Annotated in this window: 14 protein-coding genes and 2 pseudogenes; 7 read left to right on the top strand and 9 right to left on the bottom strand. The window is 73.4% G+C overall.

The features are described 5' to 3' along the window. Positions 1 to 11 precede the first annotated feature (11 nt). Positions 12 to 1,631 carry a ribosomal protection-like ABC-F family protein gene (abc-f, locus tag ACFYYR_RS09230; RefSeq protein WP_388848899.1) on the top strand — a complete coding sequence of 540 codons (1,620 nt, stop codon included), beginning with the start codon at positions 12 to 14 and terminating at the stop codon, positions 1,629 to 1,631. Positions 1,632 to 1,721: 90 nt separating this feature from the next. Beyond that, complete coding sequence (locus ACFYYR_RS09225) at positions 1,722 to 2,426, top strand: CatB-related O-acetyltransferase (protein WP_388848897.1); 705 nt, start codon at positions 1,722 to 1,724, stop codon at positions 2,424 to 2,426. A 219-nt stretch (positions 2,427 to 2,645) separates the two neighbouring features. Here the strand turns inward: ACFYYR_RS09225 and ACFYYR_RS09220 are convergent, their stop codons facing one another. Both ACFYYR_RS09220 and ACFYYR_RS09215 read right to left on the bottom strand, forming a co-directional pair. Continuing rightward, the gene (locus ACFYYR_RS09220) at positions 2,646 to 3,032 is read right to left on the bottom strand and encodes a VOC family protein (RefSeq protein ID WP_388848894.1); all 387 of its coding nucleotides are present in this window, start codon (positions 3,030 to 3,032) and stop codon (positions 2,646 to 2,648) included. Positions 3,033 to 3,180: 148 nt separating this feature from the next. Continuing rightward, on the bottom strand, positions 3,181 to 3,642 hold the full coding sequence (locus ACFYYR_RS09215; protein WP_388848891.1) for a MaoC family dehydratase: 462 nt from the start codon (positions 3,640 to 3,642) through the stop codon (positions 3,181 to 3,183). A 132-nt stretch (positions 3,643 to 3,774) separates the two neighbouring features. Between ACFYYR_RS09215 and soxR the strand changes: the two genes are divergently transcribed. Beyond that, positions 3,775 to 4,236, top strand: coding sequence for a redox-sensitive transcriptional activator SoxR (gene soxR / locus ACFYYR_RS09210; RefSeq protein ID WP_351507543.1), 462 nt, complete (start codon positions 3,775 to 3,777; stop codon positions 4,234 to 4,236). 197 nt (positions 4,237 to 4,433) lie between these two features. Here the strand turns inward: soxR and ACFYYR_RS09205 are convergent, their stop codons facing one another. Beyond that, complete coding sequence (locus ACFYYR_RS09205; RefSeq protein WP_388848887.1) at positions 4,434 to 5,879, bottom strand: amidase; 1,446 nt, start codon at positions 5,877 to 5,879, stop codon at positions 4,434 to 4,436. 222 nt (positions 5,880 to 6,101) lie between these two features. Here ACFYYR_RS09205 and ACFYYR_RS09200 point away from each other — a divergent pair, with 222 nt between their 5' ends. Further along, positions 6,102 to 6,680 (top strand): hypothetical protein, encoded by a 579-nt coding sequence (locus ACFYYR_RS09200; RefSeq protein ID WP_388848884.1) that lies wholly within the window; start codon positions 6,102 to 6,104, stop codon positions 6,678 to 6,680. A gap of 36 nt (positions 6,681 to 6,716) precedes the next feature. On the opposite strand, the gene ACFYYR_RS09195 is transcribed toward ACFYYR_RS09200, so the two are convergent. Together ACFYYR_RS09195 and ACFYYR_RS09190 are read right to left on the bottom strand one after the other, a co-directional pair. Continuing rightward, positions 6,717 to 7,328 carry a hypothetical protein gene (locus tag ACFYYR_RS09195; protein ID WP_388848881.1) on the bottom strand — a complete coding sequence of 204 codons (612 nt, stop codon included), beginning with the start codon at positions 7,326 to 7,328 and terminating at the stop codon, positions 6,717 to 6,719. Between the two features lie 98 nt (positions 7,329 to 7,426). Then, positions 7,427 to 8,758, bottom strand: a complete 1,332-nt coding sequence (locus ACFYYR_RS09190; RefSeq protein WP_388848878.1) for an RNA-guided endonuclease InsQ/TnpB family protein — start codon at positions 8,756 to 8,758, stop codon at positions 7,427 to 7,429. Positions 8,759 to 8,833: 75 nt separating this feature from the next. On the opposite strand from ACFYYR_RS09190, the pseudogene ACFYYR_RS09185 reads away from it, so the two are divergent. The 3 genes and pseudogenes from ACFYYR_RS09185 to ACFYYR_RS09175 all read left to right on the top strand — a co-directional run bounded on the left by ACFYYR_RS09185 (position 8,834) and on the right by ACFYYR_RS09175 (position 11,214). After that, positions 8,834 to 8,988, top strand: a pseudogene (locus ACFYYR_RS09185) (transposase). A 109-nt stretch (positions 8,989 to 9,097) separates the two neighbouring features. Continuing rightward, positions 9,098 to 9,629, top strand: a pseudogene (locus tag ACFYYR_RS09180) (penicillin acylase family protein); the annotation flags it as partial. Between the two features lie 253 nt (positions 9,630 to 9,882). Then, positions 9,883 to 11,214 carry a CAP domain-containing protein gene (locus tag ACFYYR_RS09175; protein WP_388848875.1) on the top strand — a complete coding sequence of 444 codons (1,332 nt, stop codon included), beginning with the start codon at positions 9,883 to 9,885 and terminating at the stop codon, positions 11,212 to 11,214. Positions 11,215 to 11,321: 107 nt separating this feature from the next. Here ACFYYR_RS09175 and ACFYYR_RS09170 read toward each other — a convergent pair whose 3' ends face one another. From ACFYYR_RS09170 to ACFYYR_RS09155, 4 genes are read right to left on the bottom strand one after another with little or no spacing between them, the layout of a single operon-like run. Next, a complete protein-coding gene (locus ACFYYR_RS09170; protein ID WP_388848873.1) occupies positions 11,322 to 11,981 on the bottom strand; it encodes a LuxR C-terminal-related transcriptional regulator in 660 nt (219 codons plus the stop codon). A gap of 55 nt (positions 11,982 to 12,036) precedes the next feature. Continuing rightward, a complete protein-coding gene (locus tag ACFYYR_RS09165; protein WP_388848870.1) occupies positions 12,037 to 13,473 on the bottom strand; it encodes a sensor histidine kinase in 1,437 nt (478 codons plus the stop codon). Next, entirely contained in the window at positions 13,470 to 14,771 is a 1,302-nt protein-coding gene (locus tag ACFYYR_RS09160; protein WP_388848867.1) for an FtsX-like permease family protein, read from the bottom strand. The genes ACFYYR_RS09165 and ACFYYR_RS09160 overlap by 4 nt, the downstream gene beginning before the upstream one ends. Beyond that, positions 14,768 to 15,715, bottom strand: coding sequence for an ATP-binding cassette domain-containing protein (locus ACFYYR_RS09155; protein ID WP_388848864.1), 948 nt, complete (start codon positions 15,713 to 15,715; stop codon positions 14,768 to 14,770). Before ACFYYR_RS09155 ends, ACFYYR_RS09160 begins: the two co-directional genes overlap by 4 nt. Positions 15,716 to 15,842 lie beyond the last annotated feature (127 nt).

The raw sequence follows: 15,842 nt of genomic DNA, 5'->3' as shown, positions 1-15,842 counted from the left end.
GGAGTCTCTGCATGCCTACTCAGATCACCGCGCTCGCGGTCAGCAAGTCCTTCAACGACAGGCTCATTCTTGACTCGGTGACCTGCTCGCTCGCCGCGGGCGAGCGCACCGGGATCATCGGTGAGAACGGATCCGGCAAGACCACCCTGCTGCGCCTGCTCGCCGGGCGCGAACGGCCCGACCAGGGCGAGATCGTCGTCCAGGCGGCCGGCGGCGTCGGCTACCTCGCCCAGGACGAGCGCCTGGACCCCCGGGTGACGGTCCAGCAGATCATCGACCGGGCCCTGAGCGACCTGCGCGCCGTCGAGCAGCGCATGCGCCGTCTGGAGGCCGCGATGGCCGACGGCGACGAGTCGGGCCTGGCCGAATACGGCGAACTGATGACGGTCTTCGAGCTGCGCGGCGGCTACGACGCCGACGCCCGGGTGGAACGTGCCCTGCACGGCCTCGGCCTGGGGCTGGTGGGCCGCGACCGGACCGCGGGCAGCCTGTCCGGCGGAGAACAGGTCCGGCTCCGGCTGGCGGCCGTCCTGGCGGCAGCGCCGGAGGTGCTGCTCCTGGACGAGCCGACCAACCACCTCGACGAGGGCGCCCTGCACTGGCTGGAGGAACACCTGCGCACCCGGCGGGGCACCACGGTGACGGTCTCCCACGACCGCCTCTTCCTCGAACGGGTCGCCACCGGCCTGCTGGAGGTGGACGCCGACCGGCGCCGCGTCGTCCGGTACGGCAACGGCTACACCGGCTACCTCGCCGAGAAGGCGGCTGCCCGGCAGCGCTGGGTCCAGGCGCACGACCAGTGGCGGGCCGACATCGACCGGCTCCGCGAGACCGCCGCGACCACCGCCCGTCAGGTGGCCCCCGGCCGTCCGATGAAGGACGGCAACAAGATGGCCTACGACCGGGCGGGCGGCCGCGTGCAGCAGTCGCTGGCCGGCCGGGTGCGCAACGCCGAGGAACGGCTGCGCCGCCTCCTCGCCGACCCGGTTCCGCCCCCGCCGGAGCCGCTGCGCTTCACCCCGGTCCTGCGGGCCCGCCGTCTGCAGGGCGCCGTACTCGACGCGGCCGGCGTCGCCGTCACCGACCGGCTCGACCGCACGGACCTCACCGTCACGGCGGGCGAACACCTGCTGATCACGGGGGCGAACGGAGCGGGCAAGAGCACCCTGCTCGGCGTCCTGGCCGGGGACGTCGCCCCCGACAGCGGGGGCGTCACCCGCCGCGGCAGGATCGGCCACCTCACCCAGGAGCCGCGCCCCGGGGAACCGGACGAGACCGTGCTGGCCGCCTTCGCCCGTGGACGGGCGGGGGAGGCCGCGGAGCACGCCGAACGGCTGCTGTCCCTCGGCCTGTTCACCCGCGACCAGCTCACGGTGCCGGTCGGCCGGCTGTCCACCGGGCAGCTGCAGCGACTCGCCCTGGCCCGACTGCTCAGCGAGCCGTCGGACGTCCTGCTGCTCGACGAACCCACCAACCACCTCTCGCCCGCCCTCATCGAGGAGCTGGAAACCGCTCTGGCCGACTACAACGGCGCCCTCGTCGTCGTCAGCCACGACCGCCGGCTGCGCCGGCGCTGGCAGGGCACGCACCTGGACCTGCCGGCGAACGCGACGTCCGCCGCCACGGCTTGAGGGGCACGGCCTTGAGGTCCGCAGCCGCCCTGCCGGGGGAGCCCCGGCCCCGCAGTCATCCCGTCCTCGTCGAGAAGGAAGCCACACGCAATGCCACCCGTCCCCGCCGACATGCCACCCGTTCCCGCCGACCCGACCGTGGTGCATCCGATGCCCGGACAGCCGCGGGTGGTGCTGTTGAAGCCGCTGGTCACCTCGCCGCTGATCGAGGTCGGAGAGTTCTCCTACTACGACGACCCCGACGATCCGACCGCCTTCGAGACCCGCAACGTGCTGTACCACTACGGGCCGGAGAAGCTGGTCATCGGGAAGTTCTGCGCGCTGGGGGAGGGCGTGCGCTTCATCATGAACGGCGCCAACCACCGCATGGACGGCCCCTCGACGTTCCCGTTCCCCATCATGGGCGGCTCCTGGTCCGCGCACATGGATCTCATCGCCGGGCTCCCCGGACGGGGCGACAGCGTGGTGGGCAACGACGTCTGGTTCGGCTACCGGGCCACGGTGATGCCCGGTGTTCGCATCGGCCACGGAGCGATCATCGCCTCCGGGGCCGTCGTCGTCGACGACGTCCCGGACTACGGCATCGTCGGCGGCAATCCGGCCCGTCTCATCCGCCGCCGCTACGGCGATGCGGACGTCGACCGCCTCCTCGCCCTGGCCTGGTGGGACTGGCCGCTCCAGCGGATCACCGAGCACCTCCGCACGATCATGTCCGGGAGCGTCGACGATCTGGAGACGGCGGCGGCCGGACAGGCGGCGGCAGAGACGCGTCAAGACCCGCCGCCGAGCCATTGAACGCCCGGCAGAGGACGAACGGCCCTGCGAAGGCCGGCCCCCTGCTGGGGAATTGCTCCGTCCGGTGAGGCCGAAAGGCTTCACCGCCGGGCCACCCCGCTCCGGTGGCCGCCTCGCGTGCGGTGAACCTCTGTGGAGGCGCTCCTCGTGGTCTGCGTCTGCGCGTGGGGGCGACAGGACGGAGGGGCGCCGGCGCGATGTGCGGTCCGCGGTCTGTGATCAGGGGTGGCGGCTCGCCAGGACGCAGAACTCGTTCCCCTCCGGGTCGGTGAGGACGACCCAGCTCTCATCACCCTGGCCGACGTCGGCGCGGCGGGCCCCCAGGCCGAGCAGGCGACGGACCTCGTCGTCCTGCTCCCTGTCGGTCGGGTTGACGTCGAGGTGGACCCGGTTCTTGACGGTCTTGCCCTCGGGTACGCGCGCGAAGGTCAGCGTCGGTGGCACCGGGCCGGGGCGGTTCCTGCCTTCGGGCACCGTCGGCGAGCCAATGGTGACCAGGCCGTCGTCCTCGTCCTGGACCTCGTAGCCGAGGACCGCGCACCAGAACCGGGCCAGACCGCGGGGATCGGCACAGTCGATCGCAAGCTCGGTGAACTTACTGGCCATGTCGGGGCCTTCCGGTCGGATGGCGGGTTCGCCACAGGCCCACGCTAGTCGTAGGGTTCGGTGGCGAGGCAGGGCCCTTGCAGCCGAACGACGGCCACGCCGCGCGGACAGCGGTGCGGCGGTGCAGAGCGGTGCGGCGGTGCGGCCGTCAAAGATAGAATCGGCTCACCGTCTCCGCCACGCAGACCGGCTTGTCGCCGCCCTCCCGCTCCACCGTCACCACGGTGGTCAGCTGCACGCCGTCGGTCACCTCGGCCACCTCGGAGATCTTCCCCGTGGCCCGCAGGCGGGAGCCGACCGGCACCGGGGAGGGGAAACGTACCTTGTTGGCGCCGTAGTTGATGCCCATCCGGACACCGTCCACCCGCATCAGCTGCGGCACCAGGGCCGGCAGCAGCGACAGCGTCAGATAGCCGTGGGCGATCGTGGTGCCGAACGGTCCGGCCGCGGCCTTCTCCGGGTCCACATGGATCCACTGGTGGTCACCGGTCGCGTCCGCGAACAGGTCGATCCGCTTCTGGTCGACCTCCAGCCAGTCACTCGTGCCCAACTGCTCGCCGACCGCCGCCCGCAGCTCGTCCAGCGACCCGAAGACCCGGGGGTCCGCCATCTCGTACCTCCACCGACATCCGGCATCCGACATCTGTCCGTACTAAGCAGTTGCTCAGCATGCTGCCAGGGGGATCCGCTGTCAACGTCCGCCGACGGGGGCCCGCGGCGTGGCGACGTACGCTTGTGCGCTGTGCCCCAGATTCCCCGCGACGTCCAGGAACTCAGCGTCGGCCAGGTGTCCGCCCGCAGCGGCGCGGCCGTCTCCGCGCTGCACTTCTACGAGTCCAAGGGGCTGATCAGCAGCCGCCGGACCCCGGGCAACCAGCGCCGGTACAGCAGGGACGCGCTGCGCCGGGTCGCGTTCATCCGGGCCGCGCAGCGCGTCGGCATCCCGCTCGCCACCATCCGGGACGCACTGGCCGAACTGCCCGAGGAACGCACGCCGAACCGGGAGGACTGGGCCCGGCTCTCCGAGCTGTGGCGCTCCGAACTGGACCGCCGCATCCAGCAGCTCAACCGGCTGCGGGACCACCTGACCGACTGCATCGCCTGCGGGTGCCTGTCGCTGGACACCTGTGTGCTGTCGAACCCGGACGACACCGTCGGCCGGCAGGGCAGCGGCTCACGCCTGCTGGCCGAGCGCAAGCGCTGAGCAGGGGGCTGGTCGGGCCCGGCTGCTCGTTGGTCCGGTGATCCGGCCGGGGGCGGACCGGGCGGCGTTCGGAACGCGCGTCCGCTGCTGCCCTGTCACTCCACTGCATCGCCATTCCGCCGCACGTCACCCCGCGCTTCCGCGACGGCAAGCCGAAGCCTGCCGTCGCGGAACGCCCCCGGTCGTCCGTCCGCCCCTCACCACATCGCGGGATGCCGCCCCGACCACGGCCGGGCCTCCTCCAGCTCCGCCGAGAGGGAGAGCAGCGTCGCCTCGGCGCCGTAGCGGCCGCCGAGCATGACGCCGATCGGCAGCCCGCCCTCCGTCCAGTGCAGCGGCAGGCTGACCGCGGGCTGGCCGGTCGCGTTGTAGAGCGGGGTGAACGGGGTGAACGCGGTGATGGCCGCGAACTCGGCTTCGGGATCGGCGTCGTTGCGCTGGGCGCCGACCGGAGCGGGCGGCTGGGCCAGGGTGGGGGTGAGGATCACGTCGTAGCCGGTTCCGGCCGTCAGCAGCATGTCCTCGATCATCTGGCCGAGCATCCGGAACGCGTACAGCGCGTCCGCGAAGGACTTCGCGGACACCTGGCCGCCGCGCTCCCGCAGATGGCGGGTGAGCGGCATCAAGTGCTCCTCCGCGTCGGCCGGTACCGGACGGGTCAGGGTCATCACGTCCCAGACGGCGGCGAACGCCTGCCGGACCGTGTCGTCGACCGGGAGCTCCACCTCGTCCACCCGGTGGCCGAGTTCCCGCAGCAGCGCCGCCGTGCCGTCCGCCGCGGCCCGGCAGTCCGGGTGCAGTTCCACGCCCGGCACGGGCGGGGTGAGCAGCGAGACGATCCGCAGCCGTGCCTCCGGCCGCCGCCGGGCGTGGCCGAGGAAGGTCTCGCCCGGCGGCAGGCCCGGGGCGCCGTACGGGTCGCCGGGCATGGCGCCGGACAGCGCGTCGAGCAGCGCCGCCGCGTCCGCCACCGTGCGGGCGATGGCTCCGTTGGTGCTCAGCCCGCTGATGTCGTGCAGGGTCGGCCCCGAACTGACCCTGCCCCGGCTCGGCTTGATGCCGTAGAGCCCGCACACCGAGGACGGTATACGGATCGAGCCCGCCCCGTCGCTGCCGTGGGCGAGGGGCGCCAGGCCGCCCGCCACCGCCGCGGCGGCGCCACCGCTCGACCCGCCCGCCGACCGGTCGAGGTCCCACGGGGTGCGCGCCGGGGGAGCGAGCCGGTTCTCGGTGTAGCAGGGGAGCCCGAACTCGGGGGTGTTGGTCTTGCCGAGCATGACCGTGCCCGCCGCACGGAGCTTGGTCACCACATGGTCGTCGACCTCCGGGACGTGGTTCCGGAAGGCCTCCGAGCCGAAGGTGCAGCGCACCCCCGCCACCATGCTGAGGTCCTTCACCGGCACCGGGACGCCGTGCAGCGGCGCCAGGCCGTGGCCGTCCCGGCGCGCCGCGACGGCCACGCTCTCGGCATCGGCGGCCTGTTTGCGCGCGATCTCCGGGGTGACCGTGATGAAGGCGCCGAGGGAGGGATCGAGCCGGTCGATGCGGCTCAGGTAGTGCTCGGTGAGCTCCACCGGGGAGAGCGTTCCCTCCCGGATCGCGTCCGCCTGCTCCAGGGCTGTCAGATCGTGCAGCTCGGCCATGCCGTCCCGTCCTCTCGCGCGTGGACGGGAATCCTCCCACTACCAATGAGTAACGACCAGACCGTCGGGGGTGCCCGGGGGCTTGACGGACCTGTGGCCGGGCATCACCGTCCCAGAGCCGGCCGGGACGCGCCGGCGGAGGAGCCCGGGGCCGGCGCGCGTGCCGGGCCGGCGGGGACGTCGTCCGGACCGGTCCCGTGACCGGTGGAGAAGGGGTGGCCGATGAGCCTGGTCGTCTGTTCGCTCAAGTGGGACCTGGGGACCTCCGGGACGGGGCCCCAGCGGATCACCTACGACTCCGACGGGTACCACCTGGTGCGCTTCCCCTACGGCCGGACCGGCGAGTCGACGGACCCCTGGGGCATGCACGACCCCGCTCACGGCGGGAGCGAGCCGTCGGTGTACCCCGACGCCCGCTCGGGCCTGATCCACCCCAGCCACGACGGCTGGGGTGTGCTGTCGGCGATGGTGATCTGGCAGCCCGACACCCGGCCGAGCGAGTTCCGGGCCCGGTTCGTCCGGGACCCGCTCGGCCTGAGCACCGGGTACGACTCCACGGGGACCTGCGACTCCGCGCACACCGGCGGCAGCCAGTTCCGCACCTACATGTGGCAGTTCGCCGTCAAGCGCGGCACGCCGGTCGGTCTGAAGGTGACCGCGCGGGGCAGCGGCGACCGGCGGATCGCCGTGCCCGTCACGCTGGCCGAGTTCAAACTCGCCATCCACACCGACGTCCTGCTGCCCGGCTCCGACGCCGGGTACGGGGGCGGGACGGCTGACGGGTCCGCGCCTGCCGCGTGACGGTCCGGGGCGTGACGGGCAGGGGTGTTCCGGGGGTCAGGAAGCGGTGGCCAGCGTGCCCAGTCTGCATCTCTTGGCCTCGGCCAGCGCCTCGGCGGTCAGCGCCGGTTCGGGCACGACGATGCCGCAGCCGGTGCAGACCGGGCCCGAACTCGGGTGGTGGTCCAGGCCGCCGCGCCACACGATCCGGTCCGTGGCGCACACCGGGCACGCGGTGCCCGCCTCCGACTCCAGCGCGCTGATGATGCGGCGCAGCACGTCCGGCAGGGGAGCGGACGGATGGACCAGCGGGTCGTCGCACCAGGCGACGCCGCACCCGCCCCAGGTGCAGCGGTGCCAGTCGTCCAGGGCGACGGGCTTCCTGATGCCCTCGTGCTTCTCGCGCCGGCGCCGGGCCGCGAACTCCACTTCGTACGCGAGCCACACGGTCCGGGCCTCCTCCAGCTCCTCCAGTGCGGCCACCAGCCGCCCCGGGTCGGCCTGTCGGTCCTCGGTGCCGACTCCGGCCCGGGCGCACAGATGGTGCCAGGTCGCCCGGTGTCCGTAGGGGGCGAATTTCTCCAGGCACTTGCGCAGTGCGGTGCGCCGCCGGCGGGTCTCGACCCGGGGGTCGCGCACATGCTCCGCGAGACTTCTGAATCCGGCCATCCTTGCCACCTCCGTCGCTGGTACTTCGGCGATGAGGAATGGACGTACGGCACCCCCATCCGGATCCATCGAACTGATGTCCCGCGTACCCGTGGTCGTCACCGGTATTCGTGGTGATGCAGAAGAGGTGACGGCTGCTCATCTTCCTCCGGCTGTGGCGTACCGCAATTGACGTGCTCCCTGGCCTGAAGTCCAGGGATTCCGGCCTGGGTCGGTTGACCCTTCCGGGGGCTTCCTGCTTCACCGCGCTGTGCGGGCACAGGTGCCCGTCTTACCGGCGCTCGACAGGCGTTTGGTGTCTCCACCCGTCCAGTGGCGACGATACGGCGTCCTTCGGTCAGGACGTTGGATGCTGCGTTGTGGTCACGCTCATGCACGGCCTCACACCGGCCGCATGTCCACTTCCGGATGTGCAGGGGCTTGGGGCTGTCCCGGAATCCGCACGTTGAGCAGAGCTGGGAGGAGGGGAAGGCCCGGTCCACCTTTGCGAAGGTGCGGCCGTGTTTGGCGGCCTTGTATTCCAGCATGCCGACGAAGGCGGCCCATCCTGCGTCGTGTACGGACTTGGCCAGTCGGCTGCGGCCGAGGGCGGCCACCGCGAGGTCTTCCACATACACCGCTTGGTTGTCGCGGATGATCTGTGTGGATGCCTTGTGGCGGAAGTCCCGGCGCCGGTCGGCAACCCGTGCGTGCTGGCGTGCGACCTTGATCCGGGCCTTGGCCCGGTTCTTCGACCCCCTGGCCTTGCGGGACAGCTCCCGCTGAAGCCGCTTGAGCTTCTTCTCCGCCCGACGCAGGAAACGCGGGGCAGCGATCTTCCGGCCGTCCGACAGAACGGCGAACGCGGACAGGCCGAGGTCGATACCGGTGTCGGTCCCCGCCTCGGGGAGGGGGGCCGGTTCTGTGTCGACGACGAAGCTGAGGAAGTACCGGCCGGAGCTGTCCTTGGTGACGGTCAGGGAGGTGGGCGTGGCCGGAAGCCGCCGCGACCATTTGACCTTGAGGTTGCCGACCTTGGCCACGTACACGGTGCCGTCTTCCTGGAGGGAGAAGGCATTGGTGTTGAGACGGATCGACTGCCGGGTGTCCTTCTTCGACTTGTACCGCGGCGGCCCGACCCCGCGGCCCCGTCGCTTGCCCTTGATCGAATCGAAGAAGTTCCGGTACGCGGCATCCAGGTCCCGCAGAGACTGTTGCAGGACGACCGCCGACACCTCGGCGAGCCAGGCGCGCTCGGCGGTGCGTTTGGCCTGGGTGATGCGACGCCGGGACAGCTCCCCCGACGTCACATACGGAAGCCCCGCCGCATGCGCTTCCTTCCGGTCGCGCAGACAGTCGTTCCACACCACACGCGCGCACCCGAACGCCTTCGCCAGCGCACGGCACTGGGAGGCGTCCGGGTAGGCCCGGTAGTTGTAGCGAAGCTGCATGACCGCGACGCTACTACGATTGGTCTCCTGGATCAGGAGAATGATTACAGGCGTGGCAGGCATGTGGTTTCGGCAATGCACGTTCACTTGGTCTTTGTGACCAAGTACCGGCGCGGAGTGTTCGAACACACGGTCATCTGTGGTCACCCTCGTACTTCCCCGCATCCTGCGGTGCAGCACCGTTGGCGATCATCCGCCACTACATCGAGCAGCAACAACACGCGCTCTGACGTGCACGTCAGAGCAGCCTTGAGAAGCATTCATCCCCGGCGTGAACGCCGGGGCTTTCTGCAAGAGCCCCGGTAACCTCCCGCACACCGTCCCACGGGAGGAGCAGGAATGCGACGGCGCACCCCACGCCCCGCCGACATCCGCCCAGCCATACGTGCGCGGCGCCACCCCCTTGTCGCACTCGCCGCGCTCGTGCTCGGAGCCGGGCTGGTGGCACCGTTGCCGCAGTCCGCGGCCGCCGAGCCGAGACCGGCCGCCGTCAGCGACGCCTGCAGAGGGCAGTGCGCCGACATCCTGCCGCCCGGCGAGAACGGCAACGCCACCCTGGCCGAGATCCTCGCCCACCGCGTCTTCGGCACCCGGCCCGCGCACGCCGCCGACCGGGACCTCCAGGAGCAGATCGACCGGATCCTGGCGACCGGCGGCGAACGCGGCAAGCAGGCCATGGCCGGCGGGCAGGCGTACGTCGACGGCATCAGCGCCTACCGGGAGCAGTCCAAGAACGGCCGCTACTTCCCCGGCGAGTACGTCCTCACCGGCCATGTCGACGCGATCACCAACGCCGGGGAGATCGAACCCTTCAAGCTCACCGACCTGATCGCCCTCGCCTCGGGTCGTCGGCGGGCTGTTCGGCAACGGAGCTGACACTCCATCGGGTCATGCTCCCGACCGGTGGCCCGGACGGTGGAACGCCGTCCGGGCCACCGGAGTTCATCCCGCCGCAGGGCCGCTCCGAACTGCGGGAACGCGCGGGACCGGGCGAGCCGTCCGCGGCTCCCGGCGGGTGGTCCGGCCGGATCGGTCACCGATCTGACGGAGTGTCGACAATCATCTGATGACCCATCTGGACCCGCGTGGATGGTGGGGGTAGCCGCCCCGGTTATGGATGAGCCATGGTCATCCACAGCACTGGTCAGCGGTCCGGTCGGGCCGCCCGACGCCACACGCACCGGAAGGGCACCGCCTCCCTCCGGCTCATCGTCCCCGCCGCCGTCGTCCTGGCAGCCACCTGGGGGGTCCCGGCCGAGGCCTGGGCCCGCCCCGTACCGCAGCCCGCCTCCGGCCGGAGCGCCGGCCTCGGACAGGAATCGGCGGTGCCGCAGGGCCCGCAGGCGCCCGCCGCGGCGTCCGCCCCCGGCGACCGTTCCGACACCGACCCGGTTCCCGGTGAGCCCGGCTCACCGGCGGCGGCGCCCGACGCCGGCCCGGCCGTCCCCCCGCCCGCCGAGCCGCCCGCCGACCGGCCCGCGCCGTCGGCCGCGGCGAACCAGAGCCCGGAGCAGGCCTCCACTCCGGCGCCGGAGCCCTCCGCCTCCGCCTCGTCCGCCTCGTCCGCCTCGTCCGCCCCGTCCGAGGGGCCGTATGTGACGCTGCCCGCGGTCGACCGGCCCGCGGACGCGGCCGCCGTACCGTCCGCCGAACCGCAGTCCGCGGCGCCCTCGGCAGCAGGCCCGTCCGTGGACCCGTCGGCCGGCACCGCGAGCACCGCCCCGGTCCAGCAGCAGCCGGCGCAGCAGTCCGCGGCCGCGCAGCAACCACCGCAGCAGTCCGCTCCGTCCGCCCCGTCTGCACCGTCCGCTTCGGACGCGCCCTCCGCGGCGCCGTCCGCCTCCGCCGCTCCGTCCGCCCCGGCGGCTGCTCCGGCGCCGCAGCCCGCCGCGAAGGAGCAGGTCGAGGAGCAGGTGAAGGAGCCGGTCAAGGAGCCCGCGAAGGAGCCGGCGAAGGAACAGGTCGAGGAACAGGCGAAAGAACCCGCCAAGGAGCCCGCGAAGGAGCCCGCGACGGAGCAGGCCGGGCCGGCGGCGGACGAGGCCGCCGGGAAGCCCGTCGCCTCCGAGCAGGAGGCGGCCGGTGAGGTCGTCCGGCTCGTCAACAAGGAGCGGACCGCCGCGGGCTGCCAGCCGCTGAAGGTGAGCACCCCGCTGACCCAGGCCGCCGAGAAGTACGCCGCGGTCATGGCCGACGGGGGCGGACTGTCCCACACCGGTCCCGACGGCTCGCGGCCCAGCACCCGCGCGATGCGGACGGGCTACCACCAGTGGAGCGACCTCGGCGAGAACATCGCCCGCGGTTACGAGACGCCCGCCGAGGTGACGCAGGCCTGGATGCGCAGCCCGGAGCACCGGGCCAACATCCTGGACTGCCGCTTCCGGGAGATCGGCGTCGGCGTTCACCAGGGCCCGGAAGGGCCCTGGTGGGCGCAGTACTTCGGGGCCCGCGTGTAGCACACGCCCGCACGCCTCCGGCGGGGACGGCCCGCCGGAGGCGTGCGCTGCCCGGTCCCGGCATCGGCGGGTGGGGTACCGGGTCCGCACGTCGCACCGTCGTCGGCTCAGGGCCGGGCGGGCGAGGCTCCCAGATAGCGCAGCACGGCCAGCACCCGACGGTGCTCGCTGTCGGTGCGCGGCAGCCCCAGCTTGGCGAAGATCCCCGCCACATGCTTCTCGACCGACCGCTGGGTGATGCCCAGTGAGCGCGCCACCGCCGCGTTGGTCAGGCCCTGCGCCATCAGCGCCAGCACCTCGTCCTCCCGCGGGCTCAGGGAGCCGAGGCCACCGCTGTCCCGGCGGGCCGACAGCAACTGCGACACGACCTCGGGGTCCAGCGCGGTCCCGCCGGTCCCGACCCGGTGGACGGCGTCCACGAACTCGTCGACGTCGGAGACCCGTTCCTTGAGCAGATAGCCGATGCCGCTGGTTCCGCCGGCCAGCAGCCGCGCGGTGTAGCGGGTCTCGACGTACTGGGAGAACAGCAGCACCCCGAGCCCCGGGTGCTCCAGCCGCAGGGCGACGGCGGCGCGCAGACCCTCGTCCGTGTGGTCCGGCGGCATCCGGATGTCCGCCACGATCGCGTCGGGCCGGTGCTCGGCGACGGCGGCGTACAGCCCGTCGGCGTCGGCGACCGCGGCGGCCACCTCCAGCCCGCGCTCGGTGAGCAGTTGGACCATGCCGTGCCGCAGCACCGCGGCGTCCTCGGCGATCACGATGCGCATGGCGGTTCCTGGGAGTCGTCGGGGAGGTCCGGCCCGGCGGCCGGCCGGCGCACGGTCATACCGGAAGCTCCACAGTAACGGTGGTCGGCCCGCCCCGGGGGCTGCTGATCAGCAGCCGGCCGTCGACGGTGCGGACCCGTTCGGCCAGCCCCGCCAGGCCGCTGCCGCCGCCCGCCGAGCCGGGCACGATCACCGCCCCGCCCTGCCCCTGGTCGTGCACCCGCAGGGTCAGAACGCCGTCCCGGTGCTCCGCCGTCAGCTCGATCAGTGCGGCACCGGAGTGCCGGGCCGCGTTGCTGAGCAGCTCCGACGCGCAGAAGTACGCGATGGTGGCCACCGCTTCGGGCAGCGGACCGGGGACGTGCGCCCGGAGCCGCACCGGGACACCGGTGCGCGCGGCCAGCGTCTCCAGCGCCGCGTCCAGCCCGGTGTCCAGCACGGGCGGATGGATGCCGCGGACCAGGTCCCGCAGTTGGGCCACGGCGGTGCGGGCGGTGTCCAGCGCCTGCTCGACCAGTTCCCGGCCGCGCTCCAGATCCTGCGGCGCGACCGCACCGTCCGGGCCGCTCGGCGCCAGCCTGCCGCGGGCCGAGGCCAGCGACATCGTCACCGCGGTCAACTGGGCCTGGGGGCCGTCGTGCAGGTCCCGTTCGATCCGCCGCAGGGTCCTCGCCGAGTCCTGGACGGCCAGCGCACGGGTCTCCTCCAGGTCCCGCACCCGGTCCGAGAGCCGGCTGGGCCCCAGCAGTGCCCGCCCCGCGTACCGGACCAGCACCAGCAGCCGGCGGCCCGCCCAGCCGGCCAGGGCGGTGACCAGGAGGCCGGCCAGGGCGACCGCCAGGATCCGCGGCCAGGTGTCCAGGGCCAGGGTGCCCAGGCTCAGCCCCCGGTGCCCGTCGGCGCTGACGCTCCGCCACCACAGCGGATAGAGGACGCCGGCCAGCCCGTAGAGCCGGAGGCCGACCGTCACGACCAGGAGCAGCAGGCCCAGCGGCAGCGCCGCCAGCAGGTGGGCGACGGCCCGCCAGCCGGTGCCGTCGGTGAGCGCGGCGCGGACGGCGCCCGTCCGGCCCCGCTCCACGGGGTGCGGCGCCGGGATGTCCTCGCCGAGCAGGGAGCGCAGCAGGAGCCGGTGGACACCGGCCAGGCCCCGGCCGAGGGTGAGGACGCCGGCCAGCAGGGGCAGCCCCAGATGGGTCACCGAGAGGGGCAGTGCCAGCACCAGCGCCGGGTAGGCCAGGGCGGTGCCGAGCACCGCGAGGGGCGCGAGGAGCAGGGCGAAGGCGAGTTCCCGCCAGTCGCCGCGGCCGACGGGAACACCGAGCAGGCGCAGCAGCCGGCCCGTTCGGCCGGCGGAACCGGTCCGGTGGCGTGCGTCCCCGGGGAGCGCCCGCGGTGGTCCGTCACCGACCGGCCGTGCGGGCCGCGCCGCACCGGCGGGTTCCTCCGCCGTCGCGGTCTCCGTGCCGACGGCCTCCTCCCGCGCGGTCACGCCGTGGCACCCGTCGTCGGACGGACCGTCAGCAACCGTACCGACGGCAGCACCGAGGAGAGCAGCACCAGCAGCACCACCACACCGGCGAGCGCGGCCAGGACCTCCGCGGGCAGGCCCGACGGGGCGGTGGCGCCGCCCGTCCCGTCGAGCGGTGCCAGGGCCGCGGTCGCCACGGCGGCACCCAGGACCAGGGAGGTTCCCGACACGATGACTCCTTCGAGCAGCACCATCCGGAGCAGTTGGCCCGCCCCGGCCCCCACCAGCCGCAGCAGGGCGATCTCCCGGCGCCGCTCCAGGACCAGCATCACCAGGGTGTTCGCCGCGGCCAGCCCGGCGAACCCGGCGTACAGGGCGGTGGCGAAGAGGTCGGTCCAGGACGGGTCGGCGCGGCCGGCCGTCGCACCGAGCTTGGCCAGGGTGAAGGCGACGACCAGGGTAACCGGGGTGATCGCCGCCGACAGCCGGCGGGCCCGGGCCCGGCTGTTGGCCACCGCCAGCACGCCCGGAGCGCCGAACAGCCGGAAGGGGACGGCGAGCAGCGCGCACCCGACCCGGCCGAGCACCGGACCGGCCAGGCCGACGGCCACCAGATACAGGAGGAGCAGCAGCGGAATGCGTTCTCCCACCCGGTCCGCGGGGCCGGCAACGACGGCAGAGCTCAGCGCGACCGCACCCGCCAGGGCACCGACGGCGAGCAGCACCCGGACGACCGTCACCCCGCCCGCGGGCCCCGCCGCCTCACCGAGCGCGACGGACGGGCGGGAACGGGCGGCCCGCTGAGCCGCCAGCAGTCCGCCGAGCAGTGAGGTGACGGTGAGCACCCCGGCCGCGACCAGGGCGGGCAGCGGACCGACGGTCAGCCGTACCCCCTCCGGCACCAGCCCCTGATCCACCATCGCCCCGAACCACCAGTGGGCCAGCAGCACCCCGAGCCCGTAGCCGACGGGCAGTGCGGGCACCGCCGTGAGCAGGGCCTCGGCGGCCACCATCCGCCGGATCTGCCAGGGACCGGCGCCGACGGTCCGCAGCAGCGCCGTCTCGCGCTGCCGCTGCGCCACGGCCAGCGCCGTCACCTGGCCGGTCACGAACACCGAGAGGTAGACGGTGACCAGGGTGAAACCCATTCCCATCAGGGCCAGTTCGTCACCCTGGCGGGAGCGCGGCCCCCCGGTGGCCGAGAACAGCACCGCGGCGCACGCGGTGATCACCGTTGCGGAGAGGACCAGGGCCGAGAACACCCCGGCGGCCGCCGCCGGCCGGGACCGCAGGGAGGTGCGGGCGAGACCGGTGGTCATACGGCGGACCCCCGGATCTCCGCGGCTTCCCGGGACTCGGTGGCTCGGCGGGTCTCTGCGGCTTCCGGGGACTCGCCGGCCCTGCGGATCTCTGCCGCTTCCCGAAGCACGCTGACCTCGCCGGCCGCCCGGAGCCCGCCGGCCGGCCGTTCCGGAGCGGCGAGGGCCCGCATCCGTGCGGCGATCCGCCGGGCCTCCGCGTCGCGCTGCCGCTCACGGCGGGCCGTGCCGGGCTCCGGGCTCAGGTCCTCGGCGATGCGCCCCTGATCCAGCAACAGCACTCGGTCGGCCCAGGCGGCGCCCGCCGGGTCGTGGGTCACCATCACCACGGTGGCGCCCAGCCGGTCGACCGAGTCCCGCAGCAGACCGAGGACTTCGGCGGCGGTCACGGTGTCCAGCGCGCCGGTGGGCTCGTCGGCGAACACCACCTCGGGCCGGGTGATCAGGGCCCGGGCGACGGCGACGCGCTGCTGCTGACCGCCGGAGAGCTGTCCCGGCCGGTGGTGCGCCCGGTCGGCCAGCCCGACGTCCGCCAGCGCGCGGGCCGCCGCGTCCCGCCCGGCCCGCCGGCCGTCCAGCCGCAGCGGCAGCAGCACGTTCTCCTCGACCGTCAGCGCCGGCAGCAGGTTGAACGACTGGAAGACGAAGCCGATCCGGGCCCGGCGCAGCCGGGTCAGCCGGCGCTCCCGCATCCGGGAGAGCTCCTGCCCGCCGAGGCGGACCGAGCCCGACGAGGGCCGGTCGAGCCCCGCGGCACAGTGCAGAAAGGTGCTCTTGCCGGATCCGGACGGGCCCATGACGGCGGTGAAGCTGCCGGACGGCAGCCGCAGGTCGATCCCCCGCAGCGCGTGGACGGCGCGGGAACCCCGGCCGTAACGGCGCGTCACCTCCCGCAGGTGCAGCGCGTCCGGGGGGACGGTCCGGTCGGGTACGGATCCGGGCATCGGCAGGCCTCTCTCGGGTGGCCGGCACCCACTGCCGACGCTGCTTCCGAATCTACGAAGCAGCAGGTCAGCAGGGCACTGGGGCAGCCACCCGAGTCCGGGGTTCGGAGTTTCCGAATCCCCGGGC

It is taken from the genome of Streptomyces sp. NPDC001922 (assembly GCF_042891165.1).
GTDB lineage: Bacteria > Actinomycetota > Actinomycetes > Streptomycetales > Streptomycetaceae > Streptomyces.
Note: the sequence above shows the minus strand (reverse complement) of the source record. Positions and strands in the feature narration are given on the sequence as shown.

Bases quoted from the DNA above. Each gene is read 5' to 3' on its own strand.
- abc-f (WP_388848899.1), top strand. From the start codon at position 12: ATGCCTACTCAGATCACCGCGCTCGCGGTCAGCAAGTCCTTCAACGAC.
- ACFYYR_RS09200 (WP_388848884.1), top strand. From the start codon at position 6,102: ATGAGCCTGGTCGTCTGTTCGCTCAAGTGGGACCTGGGGACCTCCGGG.
- ACFYYR_RS09205 (WP_388848887.1), bottom strand. From the start codon at position 5,879: ATGGCCGAGCTGCACGATCTGACAGCCCTGGAGCAGGCGGACGCGATC.
- ACFYYR_RS09220 (WP_388848894.1), bottom strand. From the start codon at position 3,032: ATGGCCAGTAAGTTCACCGAGCTTGCGATCGACTGTGCCGATCCCCGC.
- ACFYYR_RS09190 (WP_388848878.1), bottom strand. From the start codon at position 8,758: ATGCAGCTTCGCTACAACTACCGGGCCTACCCGGACGCCTCCCAGTGC.
- ACFYYR_RS09175 (WP_388848875.1), top strand. From the start codon at position 9,883: ATGGTCATCCACAGCACTGGTCAGCGGTCCGGTCGGGCCGCCCGACGC.
- ACFYYR_RS09170 (WP_388848873.1), bottom strand. From the start codon at position 11,981: ATGCGCATCGTGATCGCCGAGGACGCCGCGGTGCTGCGGCACGGCATG.
- ACFYYR_RS09225 (WP_388848897.1), top strand. From the start codon at position 1,722: ATGCCACCCGTCCCCGCCGACATGCCACCCGTTCCCGCCGACCCGACC.
- ACFYYR_RS09160 (WP_388848867.1), bottom strand. From the start codon at position 14,771: ATGACCACCGGTCTCGCCCGCACCTCCCTGCGGTCCCGGCCGGCGGCG.
- ACFYYR_RS09155 (WP_388848864.1), bottom strand. From the start codon at position 15,715: ATGCCCGGATCCGTACCCGACCGGACCGTCCCCCCGGACGCGCTGCAC.
- ACFYYR_RS09195 (WP_388848881.1), bottom strand. From the start codon at position 7,328: ATGGCCGGATTCAGAAGTCTCGCGGAGCATGTGCGCGACCCCCGGGTC.
- ACFYYR_RS09215 (WP_388848891.1), bottom strand. From the start codon at position 3,642: ATGGCGGACCCCCGGGTCTTCGGGTCGCTGGACGAGCTGCGGGCGGCG.